The organism is Streptomyces sp. NPDC015127, assembly GCF_043080095.1.
GTDB lineage: Bacteria > Actinomycetota > Actinomycetes > Streptomycetales > Streptomycetaceae > Streptomyces.
Genome location: NZ_JBIBVE010000016.1, coordinates 153,123 through 171,752 on the forward strand (window position 1 = coordinate 153,123; position 18,630 = coordinate 171,752).

At 71.3% G+C, this 18,630-nt stretch carries 18 protein-coding genes and 1 tRNA gene; 9 read left to right on the forward strand and 10 right to left on the reverse strand.

Annotated features, from left to right (window positions below):
* Positions 1 to 37 precede the first annotated feature (37 nt).
* From ACF08N_RS29185 to galU, 7 genes are all read right to left on the reverse strand, one after another.
* Positions 38 to 111, reverse strand: a tRNA-Ala gene (locus tag ACF08N_RS29185).
* Positions 112 to 194: 83 nt separating this feature from the next.
* Positions 195 to 1,289, reverse strand: a complete 1,095-nt coding sequence (glpR, locus tag ACF08N_RS29190; protein ID WP_392327697.1) for a gephyrin-like molybdotransferase receptor GlpR — start codon at positions 1,287 to 1,289, stop codon at positions 195 to 197.
* Between the two features lie 136 nt (positions 1,290 to 1,425).
* Entirely contained in the window at positions 1,426 to 2,088 is a 663-nt protein-coding gene (locus ACF08N_RS29195) for a GNAT family N-acetyltransferase (protein ID WP_392327698.1), read from the reverse strand.
* Positions 2,085 to 2,615, reverse strand: coding sequence for a molybdenum cofactor biosynthesis protein B (locus tag ACF08N_RS29200; protein WP_392327699.1), 531 nt, complete (start codon positions 2,613 to 2,615; stop codon positions 2,085 to 2,087). Before ACF08N_RS29200 ends, ACF08N_RS29195 begins: the two co-directional genes overlap by 4 nt.
* Positions 2,612 to 3,103, reverse strand: coding sequence for a cyclic pyranopterin monophosphate synthase MoaC (gene moaC, locus ACF08N_RS29205; RefSeq protein WP_392327700.1), 492 nt, complete (start codon positions 3,101 to 3,103; stop codon positions 2,612 to 2,614). Before moaC ends, ACF08N_RS29200 begins: the two co-directional genes overlap by 4 nt.
* Positions 3,104 to 3,176: 73 nt before the next feature.
* Positions 3,177 to 4,478, reverse strand: a complete 1,302-nt coding sequence (glp, locus tag ACF08N_RS29210; protein ID WP_392327701.1) for a gephyrin-like molybdotransferase Glp — start codon at positions 4,476 to 4,478, stop codon at positions 3,177 to 3,179.
* Between the two features lie 4 nt (positions 4,479 to 4,482).
* Positions 4,483 to 5,406 (reverse strand): UTP--glucose-1-phosphate uridylyltransferase GalU, encoded by a 924-nt coding sequence (galU, locus tag ACF08N_RS29215; protein ID WP_392327702.1) that lies wholly within the window; start codon positions 5,404 to 5,406, stop codon positions 4,483 to 4,485.
* A 94-nt stretch (positions 5,407 to 5,500) separates the two neighbouring features.
* On the opposite strand from galU, the gene ACF08N_RS29220 reads away from it, so the two are divergent.
* Positions 5,501 to 6,118, forward strand: a complete 618-nt coding sequence (locus tag ACF08N_RS29220) for a 5-formyltetrahydrofolate cyclo-ligase (RefSeq protein WP_392327703.1) — start codon at positions 5,501 to 5,503, stop codon at positions 6,116 to 6,118.
* Here ACF08N_RS29220 and ACF08N_RS29225 read toward each other — a convergent pair.
* On the reverse strand, positions 6,084 to 8,870 hold the full coding sequence (locus tag ACF08N_RS29225) for a penicillin acylase family protein (protein ID WP_392327704.1): 2,787 nt from the start codon (positions 8,868 to 8,870) through the stop codon (positions 6,084 to 6,086). The genes ACF08N_RS29220 and ACF08N_RS29225 overlap by 35 nt on opposite strands.
* Before the next feature lie 217 nt (positions 8,871 to 9,087).
* On the opposite strand from ACF08N_RS29225, the gene ACF08N_RS29230 reads away from it, so the two are divergent.
* From ACF08N_RS29230 to ACF08N_RS29255, 6 genes are all read left to right on the forward strand, one after another.
* Positions 9,088 to 10,593 carry a potassium/proton antiporter gene (locus tag ACF08N_RS29230; RefSeq protein WP_392327753.1) on the forward strand — a complete coding sequence of 502 codons (1,506 nt, stop codon included), beginning with the start codon at positions 9,088 to 9,090 and terminating at the stop codon, positions 10,591 to 10,593.
* Positions 10,594 to 10,873: 280 nt separating this feature from the next.
* Positions 10,874 to 12,145, forward strand: coding sequence for an MFS transporter (locus tag ACF08N_RS29235; RefSeq protein WP_392327705.1), 1,272 nt, complete (start codon positions 10,874 to 10,876; stop codon positions 12,143 to 12,145).
* Between the two features lie 68 nt (positions 12,146 to 12,213).
* Entirely contained in the window at positions 12,214 to 12,534 is a 321-nt protein-coding gene (locus tag ACF08N_RS29240; protein ID WP_392327706.1) for an FmdB family zinc ribbon protein, read from the forward strand.
* Positions 12,535 to 12,615: 81 nt separating this feature from the next.
* On the forward strand, positions 12,616 to 13,539 hold the full coding sequence (locus tag ACF08N_RS29245) for an S-methyl-5'-thioadenosine phosphorylase (RefSeq protein WP_392327707.1): 924 nt from the start codon (positions 12,616 to 12,618) through the stop codon (positions 13,537 to 13,539).
* 623 nt (positions 13,540 to 14,162) lie between these two features.
* Positions 14,163 to 14,678: a hypothetical protein gene (locus ACF08N_RS29250; RefSeq protein WP_392327708.1), complete on the forward strand. Its 516-nt coding sequence runs from the start codon at positions 14,163 to 14,165 to the stop codon at positions 14,676 to 14,678.
* 138 nt (positions 14,679 to 14,816) lie between these two features.
* Positions 14,817 to 15,317 carry an MscL family protein gene (locus ACF08N_RS29255; protein WP_392327709.1) on the forward strand — a complete coding sequence of 167 codons (501 nt, stop codon included), beginning with the start codon at positions 14,817 to 14,819 and terminating at the stop codon, positions 15,315 to 15,317.
* A gap of 47 nt (positions 15,318 to 15,364) precedes the next feature.
* Here the strand turns inward: ACF08N_RS29255 and ACF08N_RS29260 are convergent, their stop codons facing one another.
* Both ACF08N_RS29260 and ACF08N_RS29265 read right to left on the reverse strand, forming a co-directional pair.
* Entirely contained in the window at positions 15,365 to 15,571 is a 207-nt protein-coding gene (locus tag ACF08N_RS29260) for a hypothetical protein (protein ID WP_392327710.1), read from the reverse strand.
* Positions 15,568 to 16,020, reverse strand: a complete 453-nt coding sequence (locus tag ACF08N_RS29265; RefSeq protein ID WP_392327711.1) for a hypothetical protein — start codon at positions 16,018 to 16,020, stop codon at positions 15,568 to 15,570. The genes ACF08N_RS29260 and ACF08N_RS29265 overlap by 4 nt, the downstream gene beginning before the upstream one ends.
* A gap of 149 nt (positions 16,021 to 16,169) precedes the next feature.
* Here ACF08N_RS29265 and ACF08N_RS29270 point away from each other — a divergent pair, with 149 nt between their 5' ends.
* Together ACF08N_RS29270 and ACF08N_RS29275 are read left to right on the forward strand one after the other, a co-directional pair.
* A complete protein-coding gene (locus tag ACF08N_RS29270) occupies positions 16,170 to 17,387 on the forward strand; it encodes a low temperature requirement protein A (RefSeq protein ID WP_392327712.1) in 1,218 nt (405 codons plus the stop codon).
* A gap of 18 nt (positions 17,388 to 17,405) precedes the next feature.
* Entirely contained in the window at positions 17,406 to 18,497 is a 1,092-nt protein-coding gene (locus tag ACF08N_RS29275) for a P1 family peptidase (RefSeq protein WP_392327713.1), read from the forward strand.
* Positions 18,498 to 18,630: the final 133 nt, after the last annotated feature.

Below are 18,630 nucleotides of genomic sequence, written 5' to 3' on the forward strand. Positions count from 1 at the left end.
CCGGTCGGATCTCTCCGATCGGGGCTCTCAGCTGCGGTGGACCTGTGGGGATTTGAACCCCAGACCCCCTCGATGCGAACGAGGTGCGCTACCAGACTGCGCCACAGGCCCTTGCAACGAGTGAAACTCTAGCATCCCGATCGGGGTGCTTGGAAATCCGTTCCCCGCTGGTCACGGATGCCGCCGGGGCGGCGTCACTCGTTGGCCGCGCGCGGCCGGTCCTCGTCGGCGTACTGATCGAAGAGGGGGGTGCGGCCGCGGTCGCGGGAGCGGCGCGGCTGCGGAGGCCGCCGGCCCGTGGGCGGCTCCGCGGGCGCCGGTACGGCCGGGGCCGCCGGCTCCGCCGCCGATGAACGGGCCGCGCTCCATGTCTCCGGGTCGCCGACCTCCACCCCGCTCGACGCACGCGGGGCGACGGGCGCGGTGACGTACGTCGGCAGCGGCACGGGGACGGGGTCCCAGCTGTCGCCCGTGGCCGGGCCGCGCTGGCGCTGCTGGTCCACCCACTCGGCGTGGTCGGTCTGCTCGACCAGCGCCCGCCGCCCGGCCTCCTGCGGGGAGAGCCTCGGTGCCGGTTCCGGTTCGGCGTGCGCGGCGGGCTCCTCGTCGGGCACGGGCGCGCCGGCGGACGGCTGGTGGCGGCGCGGCCGGTTCTCCCGCAGCCGCTGTGCCGCGGCCTCGGCCTGCCTCCGGTCCATGACGTACGCGAAGCGCCGCCGTTCCTGGGCCCGCAGATGCACGATGTAGATGCTCAGCAGGACGGCCGGGACGGCCGGTGCCCACAGGAAGCCGAGTCCGCCGACCGCCGCGACGACCGCACCGGCCGTGAAGGCGACGAACAGGAGGGACGTCGTCCGTCTGCGCCGGGCCAGCACCTTGCTGCGCCGGGCCCGCTCGACGCCGGCGCGGTTCTGCCCCTGCCGCGGGGTGGCGGGGCGCCGGGCCGGCGGGCGGCCCGGACCGGCGTCGTCCGGAGACGCGTCGGATGGCACGTCCTGGCGTACTTCGGTTCGGGGCGCGGCGAAGGCCCGGACGTCCACGGAACTCAACCGGTCCGTGGCGGCATCCGGGTCCACGTCGTGCTCGGGCTCCTCCGCCGTGCGTTCCCGCAGCTCCCTGGCGTATCGGCGCTCCATCCCCGCCCGGCCGGACAGCAGCCGGATGGCGGTGGAGAAGCGTTCCGTCGGACGGGCCTCGTTGAGCTCGTCCTGCCTGCGGAGCCACATCGGCACCAAGTAGGCGGCCCAGGCCCCGACGATGACTGCGTAGATGAGGCCGCTGCTGCTCACGCATCACACCGTAGAGGGATTCGCGCAAGGGCATCCGCCAATTGGCCCGGTGTGTCGCACGATCTGGCTGATATCACCGACTTTTTTTGTGATTACTCAGATCGGTTCGTGCTCCGCGGCGACCAATTTCGAACACTTATTTTATTTCCTGTGCCGTTCCGGGTGCTGTTCCGGATGTTCCCGGTGCCGCCCCAGGTCGGGTCCGGTGCCAGCGGGCCAGAAGCCCTTCCGGTACTTCCTCGGCCGTCAGCGCGAAGACCAGATGGTCACGCCACGCACCGTCGATGTGGAGATATCGGGGCCGCAGCCCCTCCTCTCGGAATCCGAGTTTCTCCACCACCCGGCGGCTGGGCGCGTTCTCGGGCCGGATGCACACTTCCATCCGGTGCAGCCCGACCATACGGAAGCAGTGGTCCACGGCGAGGGCGACCGCCGTGGGCATCACCCCACGGCCCGCGACGTCCCGGTCGACCCAGTACCCGACGTGCCCCGAGCACATCGAGCCCCAGGTGATCCCTGCAACGGTCAACTGGCCGACGAGGCGACCGCGGTACTCGATGACGAACGGCAGCATCCGGCCCGCGTTGGCCTCCGACCGCAGATGGCGGACCATCTGGCGGTAGGTGGGGCGCTGTGCGACCGGGCCGCCCGGGGCGGGCGGCGGGATGGTCGCCTCCCAGGGCCGCAGCCAGTCGCGGTTGCGGCGGTTGACCTCGCGCCAGTTCCGCTGGTCGCGCATCTTTATGGGGCGGAGGACGACGTCGCCGTCCGCGAGGACCACGGGCCAGGTCACGTTCATGACGACGGTGACGAGGGATCCGCCGGACGTGGATGGTCCCCGCCGCGGATCTGGTCCACGGCGTGGCGCAGGACCCCTTCCAGCACCGCGAGCCCGTCGCTCACTCCCCCGGTCGACCCGGGCAGGTTGACGATCAGGGTGCGGCCGGCGACACCGGCGACACCGCGCGAGAGCGCCGCGGTGGGCACCTTCTCCCGGCCGTACGCCCGGATCGCCTCCGGGATGCCCGGGACCTCGTGGTCGAGCACCGCACGAGTGACATCGGGCGTGCGGTCGGTGGGCGAGATACCGGTGCCGCCGGTGGTGAGGATGACGTCGTACCCGTCCTCGACGCCCGCGCGCAGCGCCTCGCCGACGGGGTCGCCGTCGGGCACCACCCGGGGGCCGTCGACGGCGAAGCCGAGGACGGTGAGCCTCTCCGCGATCAGCGGGCCGCCCTTGTCCTCGTACACCCCGGCGGATGCGCGGTTGGAGGCGGTCACGACCAGGGCGCGGTACGGCGCGGTGGCATGGTCGGCGGCGGTCATGACCGCGCTCCCTCGCGCGTCCAGTCGCCGGACTTGCCGCCCGTCTTCTCCTCGACCCGGATGTCCGTGATCACGGCTGCCTTGTCGACCGCCTTCACCATGTCGACGACCGTGAGCGCGGCGACGGAGACCGCGGTGAGGGCCTCCATCTCCACGCCCGTGCGGTCCGTCGTCTTCACGGTGGCCGCGATCTCGACCGCGTCGTCGGTGACCGACAGGTCCACCGTCACGCCCGAGACGGCGAGCGGATGGCAGAGCGGGATCAGGTCCGGGGTGCGCTTCGCGCCCATGATCCCGGCGATTCTGGCCGTGGCGAGCGCGTCACCCTTCGGGACGCCCTCGCCGCGCAGCAGCTCCACGACCTGCTGCGATACGAGGACGCGGCCGGTCGCCCGCGCGGTGCGGGCGGTCACGTCCTTCTGGGAGACGTCCACCATGCGGGCCGCCCCCGCGTCGTCGATGTGCGTCAGCCTGCCTTGCGTACTCATCTGCTGTGGCGCTCCCGGTCCGGACCCCGCAGGGCCTTGTGTGGGCTGACACGGTACCGCCACGCGGCGCCGCTCACCCCAGGAGGACCACGTCGACCTCGGTGCCGGGCTCCACGGAGGTGGCGGTCTCCGGGACGACGATCAGGCAGTCGGCGTGCGCGAGGGCCGCGATCAGATGCGAGCCCGAGCCTCCGACGGGGGTGACGCTGCCCGATTCGGGGTCGTACGTACCTCTCAGGAACTGGCGCTTGCCGGCCGGGGACGACAGCGCCTTGTCCGCCTTGAGCGCGGCCCGGGCCTTCGGGCGGTGCACGTCCGGCAGGCCCATCAGCGTGCGGATCGCGGGGCGGACGAACAGCTCGAACGACACGTAGCTGGAGACCGGATTGCCCGGAAGGGCCAGCAGGGGGGTGTGCTCGCGGCCGATGGAACCGAAACCCTGCGGCTTGCCGGGCTGCATCGCGAGCTTGCGGAAGTCGATCCCGCTGCCGGGCACGTCCTCGTCGCCGACCGAGGCGAGCGCCTCCTTGACCACGTCGTACGCGCCGACGCTCACCCCGCCCGTGGTCACCAGGAGGTCGGCGCGGATCAGCTGGTCCTCGATGGTGGCGCGCAGCGTCTCGGCGTCGTCGGTGACCGCGCCCACCCGGTAGGAGATCGCGCCGGCGTCACGGGCGGCTGCCGCAAGGGCGAAGCTGTTGGAGTCGTAGATCTGGCCCTCGGCCAACTTCTCGCCCGGCTGGACCAGTTCACTGCCGGTCGACAGGACGACCACGCGCGGGCGGGGCCGCACCCGTACGGTGCCGCGGCCGATCGCGGCGAGCAGACCGATCTGCGGCGGGCCGAGCACCGTGCCCGCGGTCAGTGCGAGATCGCCCGCCTGCACATCGCTGCCGCGGGCCCGCACATGGGCCCGCTCCTCGGCGGGCCGGTGCACCCGGACCTCGCCGCTCGCGCCCTCGGGGGCCTCGCCGGCCGGACGCATCGTGGTGGCGGCCCCGCCTCCGGTGCCGCCGTCGGTCCACTCGACGGGGACGACGGCCTGGGCGCCGGGCGGCAGGGGCGCCCCGGTCATGATGCGCGCGGCCTGGCCGGGTCCGACGGTGGGCAGCCCGCCGCTGCCCGCCGCCACGTCGCCGATGACGGTGAGCACGGCGGGGAACTCCTCGCTCGCGCCCGCCACATCGGCGACCCGGACCGCATAGCCGTCCATGGAGCTGTTGTCGAAGGGAGGCAGCGCGACCGGGACGGTGACGTCCTCGACCAGGACACAGCCCTGCGCGTCCGGCAGCTGGAGCTCGATGGGGTCGAGCGGCCGGATCGCGGCGAGGATGTCCTCCAGGTGGTCGTCAACCGACCAGATCGTGCTGCTCACGGTCCTACATCTCCTCGGTCACAAATCTGCGGAGCCAGTCCCGGAACTCCGGGCCCAGGTCTTCACGTTCGCACGCGAGTCTGACAATGGCACGCAGATAGTCGCCACGGTCGCCGGTGTCATAGCGGCGGCCCTTGAAGACCACCCCGTGCACGGGGCCGCCGGAGCGCCCCGCCTCACCGGCCGAGTGCTCGGCCTCGGCGAGCTTCTGGATGGCGTCGGTGAGCTGGATCTCGTTGCCGCGGCCGGGCTCGGTCTCGCGGAGTATCCCGAAGATCGCGGGGTCGAGGACGTAGCGGCCGATGATCGCGAGGTTGCTGGGCGCCTCGGCGATGTCGGGCTTCTCGACCAGGTCCGTGATCTTCACGACGTCGCTGTCGCCGGTGGGCTTCACGGCGGCGCAGCCGTACATGTGGATCTGGGACGGGTCGACCTCCATCAGCGCGACGACGCTGCCGCCCTCGCGCTCCTGGATCTCGATCATGCGCGCGAGCAGCGGGTCGCGCGGGTCGATCAGGTCGTCGCCGAGGAGGACGGCGAACGGCTGGTCCCCCACGTGCGGCTCGGCGCACAGCACGGCGTGACCGAGGCCGCGCGGGTCGCCCTGGCGAACGTAGTGCATGGTGGCGAGGTCGCTCGACTCCTGGACGCGCGCGAGGCGGCCGGCATCCCCCTTGCGGGAGAGTGCCTCCTCCAGCTCATAGTTGCGGTCGAAGTGGTCCTCGAGGGGGCGCTTGTTGCGACCCGTGATCATCAGGACGTCGGAGAGGCCGGCCGCGACCGCCTCCTCGACGACGTACTGGATCGCGGGCTTGTCGACCACAGGCAGCATCTCTTTGGGAGTGGCTTTCGTGGCAGGCAGGAACCGGGTGCCAAGGCCTGCGGCAGGGATGACAGCCTTGCTGATCCTGGAGTGCGACTGAGTCATGCCGAGCACCATATCCGCTGAATATGGGCGGAAGATGATGCTCCGGTTAACTTCATCCTCATAGAGACGTATACGAGAGGTTTACAGGCGACCAATGGGCAACGAAATGTCCGGAAAGACTGCTCTTCGCGCCGAACTCCTCGCGGCACGACGGCTTCTGTCCGCCGAGGACGTCCGCGGCGCGGCGACGGATCTCGCCCGCCACGCGCTGCTGCTGCCCGAGCTGGCCGAGGCCGGCACCGTCGCCGCGTACGTCTCCGTCGGGCGCGAACCGGGCACCCGCGCGCTGCTCGACGCGCTGCACGCGCGGGGCACGAGGGTCCTGCTCCCGGTCCTCCTCCCAGACAACGACCTCGACTGGGGCGCCTACCGCGGCTCCGACCACCTGGTACCCGCGGGCCGCGGGCTGCTGGAGCCGGACGGCGAGCGGCTCGGGCCCGAGGCCGTCGTGGGCGCCGACGCCGTACTGCTGCCCGGACTGGCCGTCGACGGCCTCGGAATGCGGCTGGGGCGCGGCGGTGGCTCGTACGACCGCGTGCTGGCCCGGCTGACCGCGGCGGACGCCGATCCCGCCCTCGTCGTGCTCCTCTACGCGAACGAGGTGGTCGAGCGGGTCCCGGTGGAGCCGCACGACCACCCCGTCCACGCCGTGGTCACGCCTCAGGGGGTGCGCCGCTTCACTGAGCCTGCCCGCCCTGCGGGACGAGCTTGAGCGTGTCGACGGTCGCGGCGTCCACCGCCTGGGGTCCGTAGGCCCAGTCGAGCAGCTCACCCTCGGCCCACTTGTCGGTCTGGTCGGTGTAGTGGGCGCTGTACGCGTGGCCCGACGCGCCGGTCAGGTTGATCCACCGGGACTTGTCCCACTCGCCGACGGTGACGACCATCCGCATCGACGGCACCCACACGACGCCGTAGCCCGTCGCTGCGTTCCAGCCGGTGGCGTTGACCGCGGCCTCGCCGCCGCCCAGGTTCCACGGGCCCCGGTTGAGGACGAACTGCAGGAAGCCCGGCCCCTCGGTGCCCAGCGTCTGGTTCTGCAGCGTCAGCTGGTGCAGGCGGCCCCAGCTCCAGCTGGAGGCGTCCTTGCCGAGCTCCGCGGTCAGCTCCCAGCGGGCGTCCTCCATGGCGCGGGCGAGCAGCTCGTCACGGGTGTCGGTCGCGGTGTCCGTACGCGTCCTCGGCGTGCGCCACCACTCGTTGTTCTCGTCCTTGAGCAGCCGGCGCACCACCTCGTACCAGCGGTCGCCGCCGTCGGGCTGTGCGGAGTCGCTGTCCCGCTGGCCGCATTCGCGCACCCGCTCGGTCAGGTCGTCGTCCGGCGCCGCGCTGTCGGCCGGCAGCACGTTCAGGCACTCGCCCTCGACCCGCAGCTCCCTCGGGAGCTTGTTGCCGAAGGCCAGCTTGAGCACATTGCGCCACACGGCATTGAAGTAGGCGGCGGCACCGGAGTCCGGCTCCTGGGTGTAGTCCCAGCCCTCCAGCAGCTTCTGCGCCTCGCGGACATACGCGTCGGAGACGTCGATCTTCAGCAGATAGGGGGTCAGCAGCTTGGCGATCTCGCTGCTGTTGTCCATCTGCATGGTGCGCATGTCCTCGGTGGAGACCTTGCCTCCACCCCGGATCTTCGACTCGATGAGGTCGTTGATCCGCTGGCTGCGGGCGCCGTAGCCGTAGTCCTCGGTGATCAGATACGGGTACTTCTTCGCGTCCACGACCGCCTGGTTCGCGGTGACGATGTAGCCGCGCTCGGGGTTGTACTCGTAGGGCAGCTCGTCAAAGGCGATGTAGCCGTCCCATTTGTACTTCGGGTCCCAGCCGGGCGCGGGCGTGGTGCCGTCGCCCTCGGACCGCAGCGGGATCTTGCCCGGGGCCTGGTAGCCGATGTTGCCCTTGGTGTCGGCGTAGACCAGGTTCTGCGCGGGCACCTCGAAGTCGCGGGCGGCGCGGCGGAAGGACGTGAAGTCCTTGGCCCGGTTGAGCGCGAAGACGGCGTCCATCGACGTGCCGGGCTGCAGGGCCGTCCATTGGAGGGAGACCCCGTAGCCGGTACCGCGGTCGGGCGCCGCGTTGGACACGGGAGCCCGCTCGCCGACCTTCTCCAGCTCCTCGCTGCGGTCGGAGACCAGCGGCCCGTGCTCCGTGGAACGGACCGTGATGGTCTTGTCGGCGCCGCCGGCGACCTTGATGACCTCCTTGCGGGTGGTCAGCTTCTTCTCCTGGCCGCCGACGAGGTAGTTCCCGCCGCTGAGCTTCTCGAGGTAGAGGTCGGTCACGTCGGCGCCGAGGTTGGTGAAGCCCCAGGCAATGTCCTGGTTGTGGCCGATTATGACGCCGGGCGTACCGGAGAAGGTGTAGCCGGCGACGTCGAACGAACACCGGTCGGAGACCGTCCGGCAGTGCAGTCCCATCTGGTACCAGACGGACGGCAGCTGAGGCGCGAGGTGCGGGTCGTTGGCCAGCAGGGGCTTGCCGGTGGTCGTGTACTCACCGGAGACGACCCAGGAGTTGGACCCGATGCCGCTGCCGCTGGGGCCGAGCAGCGCCGGGATCGCGTCGAGGGTGTCGGAGAGCGCGCCCAGCTGCGAGTTCAGCCCCGCGCCCGCTCCGGCCGTGCCGTCCGAGCCGCTGCCGGTGGAGGTCCCGACGCCGGAGCCGTCGGAGCCGCCGCCCGTCGCGTCGGAGGGCTTGGCGGCCGGGTCGTACGTGCCGGTGGCCGGGTCGATCCCGCCCTCCCGCACGATCGGCTCGTTGCGGTCGTAGGGGTAGGGCGGGTACAGGTCGCGGATCTGCTTCTCGCTGAGCCGGCTGGTGAGCAGCGAGCGGTCGATCTCCTCCTGCATGTTGCCGCGCAGGTCCCAGGCCATCGCCTTGAGCCAGGCCACGGAGTCGACGGGCGTCCACGGCTCGGGCTTGTAGTCGTTGGTGAAGGACAGGGCCGCGTACTCGACGGACAGTTCCTCGGCCGAGCGACCCTTGAGATAGGCGTTGACGCCGTCCGCGTACGCCTGCAGGTACTTCTTCGTCTCGGGCGAGAGCTTGGTGTCGTACTCCTGCTGCGCCACCCGGCGCCAGCCGAGCGTGCGCAGGAAGGCGTCCGTCTCGACCTGTCCCGATCCGAACATCTCGGAGAGCCGGCCCGCCGTCATGTGCCGGCGGACGTCCATCTCCCAGAAGCGGTCCTGCGCCTGGACGAAGCCCTGGGCACGGAACAGGTCCTCGTCGCTGTCCGCGTAGATCTGCGGGATGCCGTAGTCGTCGCGCTTGACCTCGACCTGGCCGCTGAGGCCCGCGAGTTCGATCGTGCCGTTGGTGGTGGGGAACGAGGCGCGAACCGTGCTGACGCTCCAGTAGGCCCCGTATCCGACACCCGCGACGAGCGCCAGCACCAGGACGAGCACGAGCAGTCGGGCGCGTCGCCCCTTCTTCTTCTTCTTGGGGGAAGAGGCGGTTGTGTTGGCGGGCATCGCTGTCCTTCGAGGGGCAGGGTGGTCCTGGGAATGCTGAGGCAACTCTAGGCGCAGCGCCCGACCGGCCCCGACGCGGTATCCACAAGGCCGTCCCGGCAGGCGGACAAACAGATCATCAGACCATCAAGGAAGCGTAAAAGATTAGGTAAGGTAACGAAGTGCCCTGCCGGTCGCGCATCTCCGGCACGAGGGCGCGAAGGGGAAGGATCGGCCACTGACTGTCCACCAGCTCAACGAACTCCTGCTCATCGGCTCGCTCGTCCTGCTCGTCGCCGTCGCGGCGGTGCGCGTCTCGTCCCGCAGCGGCCTGCCCAGCCTGTTGCTGTATCTCGGGATCGGGATCGCGATGGGCCAGGACGGCCTGCTCGACGTCCACTTCGACGACGCCGAACTGACGCAGGTGATCGGTTATGCCGCACTTGTGGTGATCCTGGCCGAAGGTGGCCTGGGCACCAAGTGGAAAGAGATCAGGCCCGCACTGCCGGCAGCCGCCGCGCTGTCGACGGTCGGCGTCGCGGTGAGCGTGGGCATCACGGCTGCGGCCGCCCACTACCTCGTGGGACTGGAGTGGCAACAGGCTCTGATCATCGGAGCGGTCGTGTCCTCCACGGACGCGGCGGCGGTCTTCTCCGTCCTGCGCAAGGTGCCGCTGCCGTCCCGGGTGACGGGCGCCCTGGAAGCCGAGTCCGGCTTCAACGACGCCCCGGTCGTCATTCTGGTCGTGGCCTTCTCCTCGGCCGGACCGATCGACGACTGGTACACCCTCGTCGGCAAGATCACGCTGGAACTGGCGATCGGCGCTCTCGTCGGTCTGGCGGTCGGCTGGCTCGGCGCCTTCGGGCTGCGGCACGTCGCACTCCCCGCCTCCGGCCTGTACCCCATCGCCGTCATGGCCATCGCCGTGGTCGCGTACGCATCCGGCGCCATGGCACACGGCAGCGGCTTCCTCGCCGTCTACCTCGCCTCCATGATCCTCGGCAATTCCAAGCTGCCCCACGCGCCCGCGAACCGCGGCTTCGCCGAGGGCCTCGGCTGGATCGCGCAGATCGGCATGTTCGTCCTGCTCGGCCTGCTGGTGACGCCGCACGAACTGCTCCGGGACTTCTGGCCCGCGGTGGTGGTGGGCCTGATACTGACCGTGCTCGCCCGCCCGGTGGGCGTCCTGATCAGCCTCGTGCCCTTCCGCATTCCGTGGCAGGAGCAGGTGCTGATGTCCTGGGCGGGGCTCCGCGGCGCCGTCCCCATCATTTTCGCCACGATCCCCATGGTCTCCGGCGTCGAGGGCAACGACCGGATCTTCAACATCGTCTTCGTGCTGGTCGTCGTCTACACCCTGGTCCAGGGCCCGACGCTGCCGTGGCTGGCGCGGGCGCTGCGCCTCGGCGACGTCTCCGAGGCCGCCGACCTCGGTGTCGAATCCGCTCCGCTGGAGCGGCTGCGCGGCCACCTGCTGTCGGTGGCCATCCCGGACAGCTCGAAGATCCACGGTGTGGAGGTGGCCGAGCTCCGGCTGCCCTCCGGCTCGGCGGTCACCCTCGTCGTGCGGGACGGCAAGAGCTTCGTACCGCTCCCGTCGACCGTGCTGCGGCACGGCGACGAGCTGCTCGTCGTGGCCACCGACCCGGTCAGGGACGCGGCGGAGCGGCGGCTCAGGGCAGTCAGCCAGGGCGGAAAGCTGGCCGGCTGGCTGGGCACCGGAGGCGAGTCACCAGGTGGGTAGACGTGCCCCCGCAGCCTTCTGTGGCCAGAAGCTGTTCAAACACAGGAACGGACGGCGTGATCTCTGCCATTTCCCAGGTGGACATGGCAGAAATCCCTGTACCATGAAGGCACACTGATCGACCAACTCTGCCTGACGCAGAGCTGGCGCGACCGTATGGCGGCCGCGGTGTCCCCTCGAGTGGACCCCGGTATCTACCGCAGTTCCGCGCAAGAGGACAGCTCTCGGCGGCTCCCGACACCCAGGGGAGCGCTACCAGGCGGCAGAAAGGCAAGGGGCCGTGGCATCCACGGTCGCTTCTGACAGGCGTCCTGGTTACGGACAGCTGCTCCGTACCCCCGGGGCCTGGACGTTCCTGCTTCCCGGCTTCGCTGCCCGCCAGCCCTTCGCGATGCTCACCATCGGCATCGTCCTGCTGGTCCAGCACACCACCGGTTCCTACGGCAGCGCCGGTGCGGTCGCCGCCGTCACCGGTGTCTCCATGGCGCTGTTCGCCCCGCAGAGCGGCAAGCTCGCGGACCGCTTCGGCCAGCGCGCGGTGCTGCTGCCCGGCGTCCTGGTGCACACCGCCTCGGTCGCCTCACTCACGGCGCTGGCCCTCGCGGGCGCTCCGCTGTGGGTCCTGTTCGCCGCCGCCGTGCCCACCGGTGCGTCGGTGCCGCAGATCGGCCCGATGGTGCGGGCCCGCTGGGCCGCCAGGCTCCAGGGTTCGCCCCTGATGCAGACCGCCGCCGCCTTCGAGTCGGTGACGGACGAGTTCACGTTCGTGGTCGGCCCGGTCCTGGCCACCGCCCTGTGCACGGGCGTGCACCCCGCCGCCGGCCTGATCGCCGAGGCGGCACTGACGCTCGCGGGCGGTCTGCTGTTCGCGGCCCAGCGCGGCACCCAGCCCGCGCACGGCCACCAGAGCGCAGAGGTGCGCGCGGAGCGTACGTCCGCCCTGTCCGTTCCCGGTGTGCGGGTGCTCGCCGTCGCCTTCCTGGGCATCGGCGCGGTCTTCGGCGGCATGCAGGTCTCGCTGACCGCGTTCACCGAGGAGATCGGGCAGCCCGGCATGAACGGTGTGCTCTACGGACTCTTCGCCGCGGGCAACATGCTGGCCGGCGTCGCCGTCGGAGCCATCGCCTGGAAGACCGGGCCGCGCCGCCGGCTCGTCATCGGCTACACGGCGCTCACGGTCGCCGCGTCCCTGCTGTGGACGGTGCACTCCGTGGCTCTTCTCGGCGCGCTCGGCCTGATCGTCGGCCTGTTCATCGCACCGGCCCTGATCAGCGGCTACACCCTGGTCGAGTCGCTGGTGCCCGCGTCCGCCCGCACCGAGGCCTTCACCTGGCTGACCGGCGCCGTCGCGCTCGGGCAGGCGGCGGCCGTGACGGCGGCCGGACGGCTTGCCGACGGCTACGGCGCGAGCGCCGGATTCGTCGTCCCGCTCGCGGGCACGGCGCTCGCGTTGGCCACCTTGCTGGCACTGCGTTCGCGCCTTGCGCCGACGGCCGGCGGACGGGTGGCCGCACGTGGGATCGGTCACCGAGTGCCGGTGACGGTGGACTGATTCAGCGGAATACGTCACTATGGATCGTCGTTAGCACTCATCGAGTGAGAGTGCCAGGAGGAAGACAAGTGCCGACCTACCAGTACCAGTGCACCGAATGCGGCGAGGGCCTCGAGGCGGTGCAGAAGTTCACCGACGACGCCCTGACCGTGTGCCCGAGCTGCGACGGACGCCTCAAGAAGGTGTTCTCGGCGGTCGGCATCGTCTTCAAGGGCTCCGGCTTCTACCGCAACGACAGCCGTGGCGCGTCGTCGAGCAGCTCGCCTGCCTCGTCGAGCGCGAAGTCGTCCGAGTCGAAGCCGTCCGAGTCGAAGTCGGCCACGACCTCGTCGTCGAGCTCGTCGTCGTCTTCGACGAGCGCGTCGAGCGCCTCCGGCTCCGCCGCCTGATCCCGACGATTCGCGGACCCCGCCGTGGCAGTGGCCACGGTGGGGTTCTTGGCGTTTTCACCTCCGGCTACTGTGATCGGCATGGCGACCAACGCGCACCCGAACCCAGGCTCCGGTTCCCCTGATCTTTCCGGTTCTCCTGCCGGTTCCGGTTCTCCTGAGGACTTCGGCTCCGCCCGCGCCGAGATCGGCGTGATCGGCGGCTCCGGCTTCTACTCCTTCCTGGACGACGTGACCGAGATCCAGGTGGAGACGCCCTACGGCGCCCCCAGCGACTCGCTGTTCCTCGGCGAGATCGCCGGCCGCAAGGTGGCCTTCCTGCCCCGCCACGGTCGCGGCCACCACCTGCCGCCCCACCGGATCAACTACCGGGCCAACCTCTGGGCCCTGCGGTCGGTGGGTGTGCGCCAGGTGCTCGGGCCGTGCGCCGTGGGCGGCCTGGTGCCGGAGTACGGGCCGGGCACGCTGCTCGTGCCGGACCAGTTCGTGGACCGCACGAAGTCCCGGGCCCAGACCTACTTCGACGGGCTGCCCCTGCCGTCCGGTGCCGTGCCGAACGTCGTGCACGTCTCGCCCGCCGACCCGTACTGCCCTCGGGGGCGCAAGGCGGCCCTGGAGGCGGCGCGCGGACGGGACTGGGAGCCCGTGGACGGCGGCACGCTGGTGGTCGTCGAGGGGCCACGCTTCTCGACCCGTGCCGAGTCGCGCTGGCACGCCTCGATGGGTTGGTCGGTGGTCGGCATGACCGGGCACCCCGAGGCGGTGCTCGCCCGGGAACTGGAACTCTGCTACACGTCGATGACCCTGGTCACCGATCTCGACGCCGGGGCGGAGGCGGGCGATGGCGTCTCCCACGAGGAGGTCCTGAAGGTGTTCGCCGCCAATGTGGACCGGCTGCGGACCGTGCTGTTCGACACGGTGGCGGCACTGCCAGCGAACGAGGACCGCGACTGCACGTGCGGGAACGCCCTCGCGGGCGTCGATCCGGGCATCGAGCTGCCGTAACCACCCTCGGGAGTGACCGAGTTGTCCACAACCTGGGGGCTGTCCACAGGCTTCAGCGGGCAGGGGCCGGAAGGTGGATCGTGAGGAGCGGTCGGACACGGGCAGCAGGCCCGGTCCACGCCTCATGACAGGCGGTGCTCGGCATGTCGCTGTACTCCTCTTCCGGTCCCGGCGGTCCCCGCTCCTCTTCCGGCCCCGGCTCCCCTTCCGGTCCCCGCTCCTCTTCCGGCCCCGGCTCCCCTTCCGGTCCCCGCTCCTCTTCCGGCCCCGGCTCCCCTTCCGGTCCCCGCTCCTCTTCCGGTCCCGGTTCTTCATCCGGCCCTTCGGCTCCTCGTGCGCCTTCCACCGACTCGGGGCGGGTCTCGGCGGCACCCTTGGCGCCGGACGTCTCAACGGACGTCTCAACGGACGTGTCGCCGGACGCGCCACCGGACGGTTCATCGGGCTCGTCCCCCGGCTCGTCCCCCGGCTCGTCCCCCCGCTCGATCCCGGGCTCGTTTCCGGGCTCGTTCCCGGGCTCGTCGACCGCCCCGACGGCAGATCCGTTCTCCGGCCCGACGGCTCCGATGCGCTTCCCGACGGGTGTCTGCTTGGCCTCGTCACCTGCTCCGGAGCCCTTGGGCGTGCCGCAGTTCGCCCCGCTGCGGGTGCGCGGTGGCAGCCGCCGGCTGCGGAGGGCGCTGCGCAGGCAGCGGCGGGCGATGGCTGCCGGGCTGGCGGTGACGGCCGCGGCGCTGGCCGCTTCGAGCGCGCGGGGCCCGGACGATCCCGGCGGCCGGTCCGGGCCGCATGGACAAGGCGGTCCGGGCGCACGGGCGTTGGCGGCCGCAGCTCCGGCACGTGAGCGCCGCCCCGGTGACGTTCTGGTGTCCGCTCCCGTGCGGATCGCCGACGCGGCGACGGTCCGACTGCTGCGCCCGGGAGACCGCGTCGACGTGATCGCCGCCGCCGACTCGTCGCTGGGCGAGGAGGCCCCGGCGAAGGTCGTGGCGTCCGGCGTCCGGGTTGCCGAGATCCCCCGAGCCGGCGAAGACCCGGCGGGCGGCGGCGCCTTGATCGTGCTGACCGTGCCGCGCACCACCGCCGCAGCGCTGGCCGGAGCTGGCGCGACGTCCCGACTGGCGGTGGCGGTGTGCTGACGTTCGATACACCGACTCGTACTGACGTATTGTCAGGTCACCTCTTTGCGGGTGCGGATTGGACAGGACTGCCGGGGGCTGACGTAAGTTGCGCAGCTGTCCCCCTCCCCTATCGCACATGTGAAAAGAGGCTCATTCGTGAGCGAGAAAAAGCCGAGCCTGCTCGAGGGCTTCAAGGCCTTCCTGATGCGTGGCAACGTGATCGACCTGGCGGTCGCCGTCGTCATCGGCGCCGCGTTCACCAACATCGTCAACGCTGTGGTGAAGGGCGTCATCAACCCGCTCGTCGGAGCGTTCGGCACGAAGAACCTGGACTCCTACAGCTCCTGCCTGAAGGCTCCCTGCGAGGTGGGACCCGACGGCGAGATGCAGGGCATCCAGATCATGTGGGGGTCGGTGCTCGGCGCCACCCTGCAGTTCCTGATCACGGCGGCCGTCGTCTACTTCCTGATGGTGCTGCCCATGGCGAGGTACCTGGCACGCCGCGAGGCGCAGCGGAAGGCGAAGGAAGGCGTGCAGGAGACGCTGGAGGTGACGGAGCTGGAGGTCCTGAAGGAGATCCGCGACGCCCTGGTCGCCCAGCGCGCCGGCGGAAACGCGGGCCCGGAGGGCTCCCCGGCTCCCGGGGACCGCGGCTAGGCACCGCAGGGATCGCGAGCCCCGAGGGCTCAGATGTGCCCGAGGGCTCAGATGTGGTGGGGCGGCTTCTCGTCGAGGAAGCGCGCCAGATCGGTGGCGCTGTCCCCGCTGACCTGAGGCCGCTCACCCCACCCGCGGTCCGTATCGTCCGAGGACTGCTGGTCCATCGGATCGTCGAAGATCAGCTCCGGCTTGGACTGCTGCCGGCCGGGCTGCTTCGCATCTCGCGGTCCGGGGGCGGGGGCGGTGCTCATGCTTCCAGGGTAAGGCGGCCGGGGCCCCCGCGGCCAACGGTCCCACCGGTCGAGCGACCACGACGCCAGGACCACGACGGGCGGGAGACCCGGGAAGCCGACGCGGCGGCGGAGGAGGAGTCCCGGACCGTGTAGCGGTGGACGACGCCGAACGCCAGGTGGACCGCGGCGACGGCGTACGGAAACGGCACGGGCGCCCGCGACGGCCGCTGCCGCGTACTCGGCGGAGCCGACATCGCGCAATATCCGGCCCCCGAGACGATCGCGAGGACCAGGGGCAGCGACACGACGAGGCCCGGGAGCGCGCCGCGCCGGGTCACGGAGTGCAGCCGCCGGGTGCCGACGGTGCGCCAGGGCGGTGCGGGGGGCACGGGTGGCAGGGGCCGCGGCTCCGACGGGGGCACCGGCGGCTTCGCCGGTACGGCGGGGGCTTCTGGTGGCTCGGTCACGCAGCCACGCTAGGTCGATATGCACGGATCAGCCCGTTTTGGGCGGACAGGGGGGTGAGAAGGGTGCACCACGCAACGACCGAGTGACCGGGACGGCCGCCGCGCGCGTCCGGACATCGGCAAGCGAACCGTTCTGCTGTGCTTTGCCCATGATGTCCACACCTGTTCCGGACAACGGGTCCGCTCACCACCATCACGTCACGCCGCTGCGGCGGATGAAGGCCCGCAGCAGGGAGGAGAGTCACCGCACCGCGACCCCGCTGGAGCTCTTCTTCGACCTGTGCTTCGTCGTCGCCGTCGCCCAGGCCGGGGTCCAGCTGGTGCACGCCGTCGCGGAGAACCACGCGGCAACGGGAGTCGCCGGCTATCTGTATGTGTTCTTCGGCGTGTGGTGGGCGTGGATGAACTTCACCTGGTTCGCCTCCGCCTACGACTGCGACGACGTGCCGTACCGGATCGCCACGCTCATCCAGATCGCCGGTGTGCTCGTCTACGCGGCAGGCGTGCCGCGCGCCTTCGTCGACAACGACTGGACCGTCGCCGTCGTCGGCTATCTGGTGATGCGGGTCGCGCTGACCGCCCAGTGGCTGCGCGCCGCCGCCTCCGAACCGTCCGGCCCGGCCCGGCGCACCGCCGTGCGGTACGCCGTGGGCCTGGTGCTCTGCCAGGCCGCCTGGGTCGCCCTGCTGTCGGCTCCGGAGGGCTCACGGCGCTGGCTGTTCCTGATCGTCATCGTGGGCGAGCTGCTGGTCCCCGTGGTCGCCGAACGGGACCACCAGACGGCCTGGCACCCGCACCACATCGTCGAGCGCTACGGACTGTTCACACTCATCGTGCTCGGCGAGACGATGCATGCGGCCACCACGGCCGTCCAGTCCGCGCTCGACGAGCACGGCGACCTCGGTGAGCTGCTGCCCATCGCCATGGGCGGGCTGCTGATCGTCTTCGCGGCCTGGTGGGTCTACTTCGCCATCCCGGCGCACGAGCGGCTGGTGTCCAACCGCCAGGCGATCCCGTGGGGTTACGGACATCTGTTGATCTTCGCCTCGGCGGCTGCGGTCGGGGCGGGGCTGGAGGTCGCGGTGGAGGAGGCGGTGGGCCAGGCGCATGTGTCCACCACTGCCGCGTCCGCAGCGGTCACCATTCCCGCGGCGACATTCTTCATGACGGTATGGCTGCTGCACGCCCGCCACTTCAAGCACGGCATCGCGCAGCAGATGACGCTGCCGGTCGGCGCGCTGGCCGTGCTGGCGTGCACGTTCGCGGGCCACTGGGCCGTGTTCGCCGCCGGGCTGGCCGCGGGCGCGACGGTGGCGGTCGGCGTGACGCTGGCCGCCCGCCCGCCGCGCCCCGCGGTCGCCGGGTGACCAACTACGGTGGAGGCCATGGGCATCGACGAAAGCACCGGCCACGGACCCTGGCCCCGCTCCGGGTCCGGCTCCGTGTCCCGCTCCGGGTCCGGCGGGCTGACGGATGTGGCCGGTCTGCGCGTCGGGCATGCACAGGTCCCGGGGGAGCGCGCGCTCAGTGGCACCACCGTGGTGCTCGCGCCGGCGGGCGGCGTGGTCGCGGCCGTCGACGTACGCGGCGGCGGGCCCGGCACCCGGGAGACGGACGCCCTCGACCCGCGCAATCTCGTCCAGCGCATCGAGGCCGTCGTCCTGACGGGCGGCAGCGCCTACGGGCTCGAGTCCGCGGCCGGAGTGATGGCGTGGCTGGAGGAGCAGGGCCGGGGTGTACGGGTCGGACCGGACCCCTCGCAGGTCGTCCCCGTCGTGCCGGCCGCGTGCGTCTTCGACCTCGGCCGCGGAGGCGACTGGCACGCCCGCCCGGACGCTGCTACCGGGCGGGCCGCGGTGGAGGCCGCCGCGGCGAGCGCGGAAGGCGCCCCCGTGGCGGAGGGAGCGGTGGGCGCGGGAACGGGCGCGGTGATCGGCGGTTTCAAGGGCGGTGTGGGCACGGCGAGCTGCGTACTGGAGTCGGGGATCACCGTGGCGGCGCTCGTCGTGGCGAACGCGGTCGGCTCGGCCGTCGACCCGCGCACGGGCGCACTGTACGGCGCGTACGGCACCGAACGCTCCATCGAACCGGCGCCCGACGTACATGCCGCGGCCCTGCTCCGGCTGGCCGAGGCGCGCGAGAAGAGCGGCCCGGCGCCGCTGAACACCACGCTCGCCGTCGTCGCCACGGACGCCGACCTGACCCGCGCCCAGGCCCACAAGCTCGCCGGCACCTCGCACGACGGCATCGCGCGCGCGGTACGGCCGGTGCACCTGCTCAACGACGGCGACACGGTGTTCGCCCTGGCCACAGGCGCGAAGGCGTTGGCCGACGACCCGCTCGCCCTCAACGACGTCCTCGCGGCGGGCGCGGAGATGGTGACCCGGGCGATCGTAAGAGCCGTACGGGAGGCCGACGGCGTCGACGGACCCGGAGGTTCCTTCCCGTCGTACCGACAGCTGTACGGCGCCGACTGACGGGACCGGCAGGGAAGTTGGGGGCGCCTCGTGAGAACGGGGAACTTCTGGCGCTTTGCCCTTCGTTTTACCCGAACCGCGACCGCGTTGTCAGACCCAAGCGCTACGTTTAGCAATCAGCAAGTGACGTGTG

What these genes read in the sequence shown, in the direction of transcription:
- ACF08N_RS29260 (WP_392327710.1), bottom strand. Translation starts at nt 15,571, where the DNA reads ATGAGCACCGCCCCCGCCCCCGGACCGCGAGATGCGAAGCAGCCCGGC.
- ACF08N_RS29220 (WP_392327703.1), top strand. Translation starts at nt 5,501, where the DNA reads ATGGGCAACGAAATGTCCGGAAAGACTGCTCTTCGCGCCGAACTCCTC.
- ACF08N_RS29245 (WP_392327707.1), top strand. Translation starts at nt 12,616, where the DNA reads ATGGCGACCAACGCGCACCCGAACCCAGGCTCCGGTTCCCCTGATCTT.
- moaC (WP_392327700.1), bottom strand. Translation starts at nt 3,103, where the DNA reads ATGAGTACGCAAGGCAGGCTGACGCACATCGACGACGCGGGGGCGGCC.
- ACF08N_RS29225 (WP_392327704.1), bottom strand. Translation starts at nt 8,870, where the DNA reads ATGCCCGCCAACACAACCGCCTCTTCCCCCAAGAAGAAGAAGAAGGGG.
- ACF08N_RS29200 (WP_392327699.1), bottom strand. Translation starts at nt 2,615, where the DNA reads ATGACCGCCGCCGACCATGCCACCGCGCCGTACCGCGCCCTGGTCGTG.
- ACF08N_RS29270 (WP_392327712.1), top strand. Translation starts at nt 16,170, where the DNA reads ATGATGTCCACACCTGTTCCGGACAACGGGTCCGCTCACCACCATCAC.
- ACF08N_RS29275 (WP_392327713.1), top strand. Translation starts at nt 17,406, where the DNA reads ATGGGCATCGACGAAAGCACCGGCCACGGACCCTGGCCCCGCTCCGGG.
- galU (WP_392327702.1), bottom strand. Translation starts at nt 5,406, where the DNA reads ATGACTCAGTCGCACTCCAGGATCAGCAAGGCTGTCATCCCTGCCGCA.
- ACF08N_RS29195 (WP_392327698.1), bottom strand. Translation starts at nt 2,088, where the DNA reads ATGAACGTGACCTGGCCCGTGGTCCTCGCGGACGGCGACGTCGTCCTC.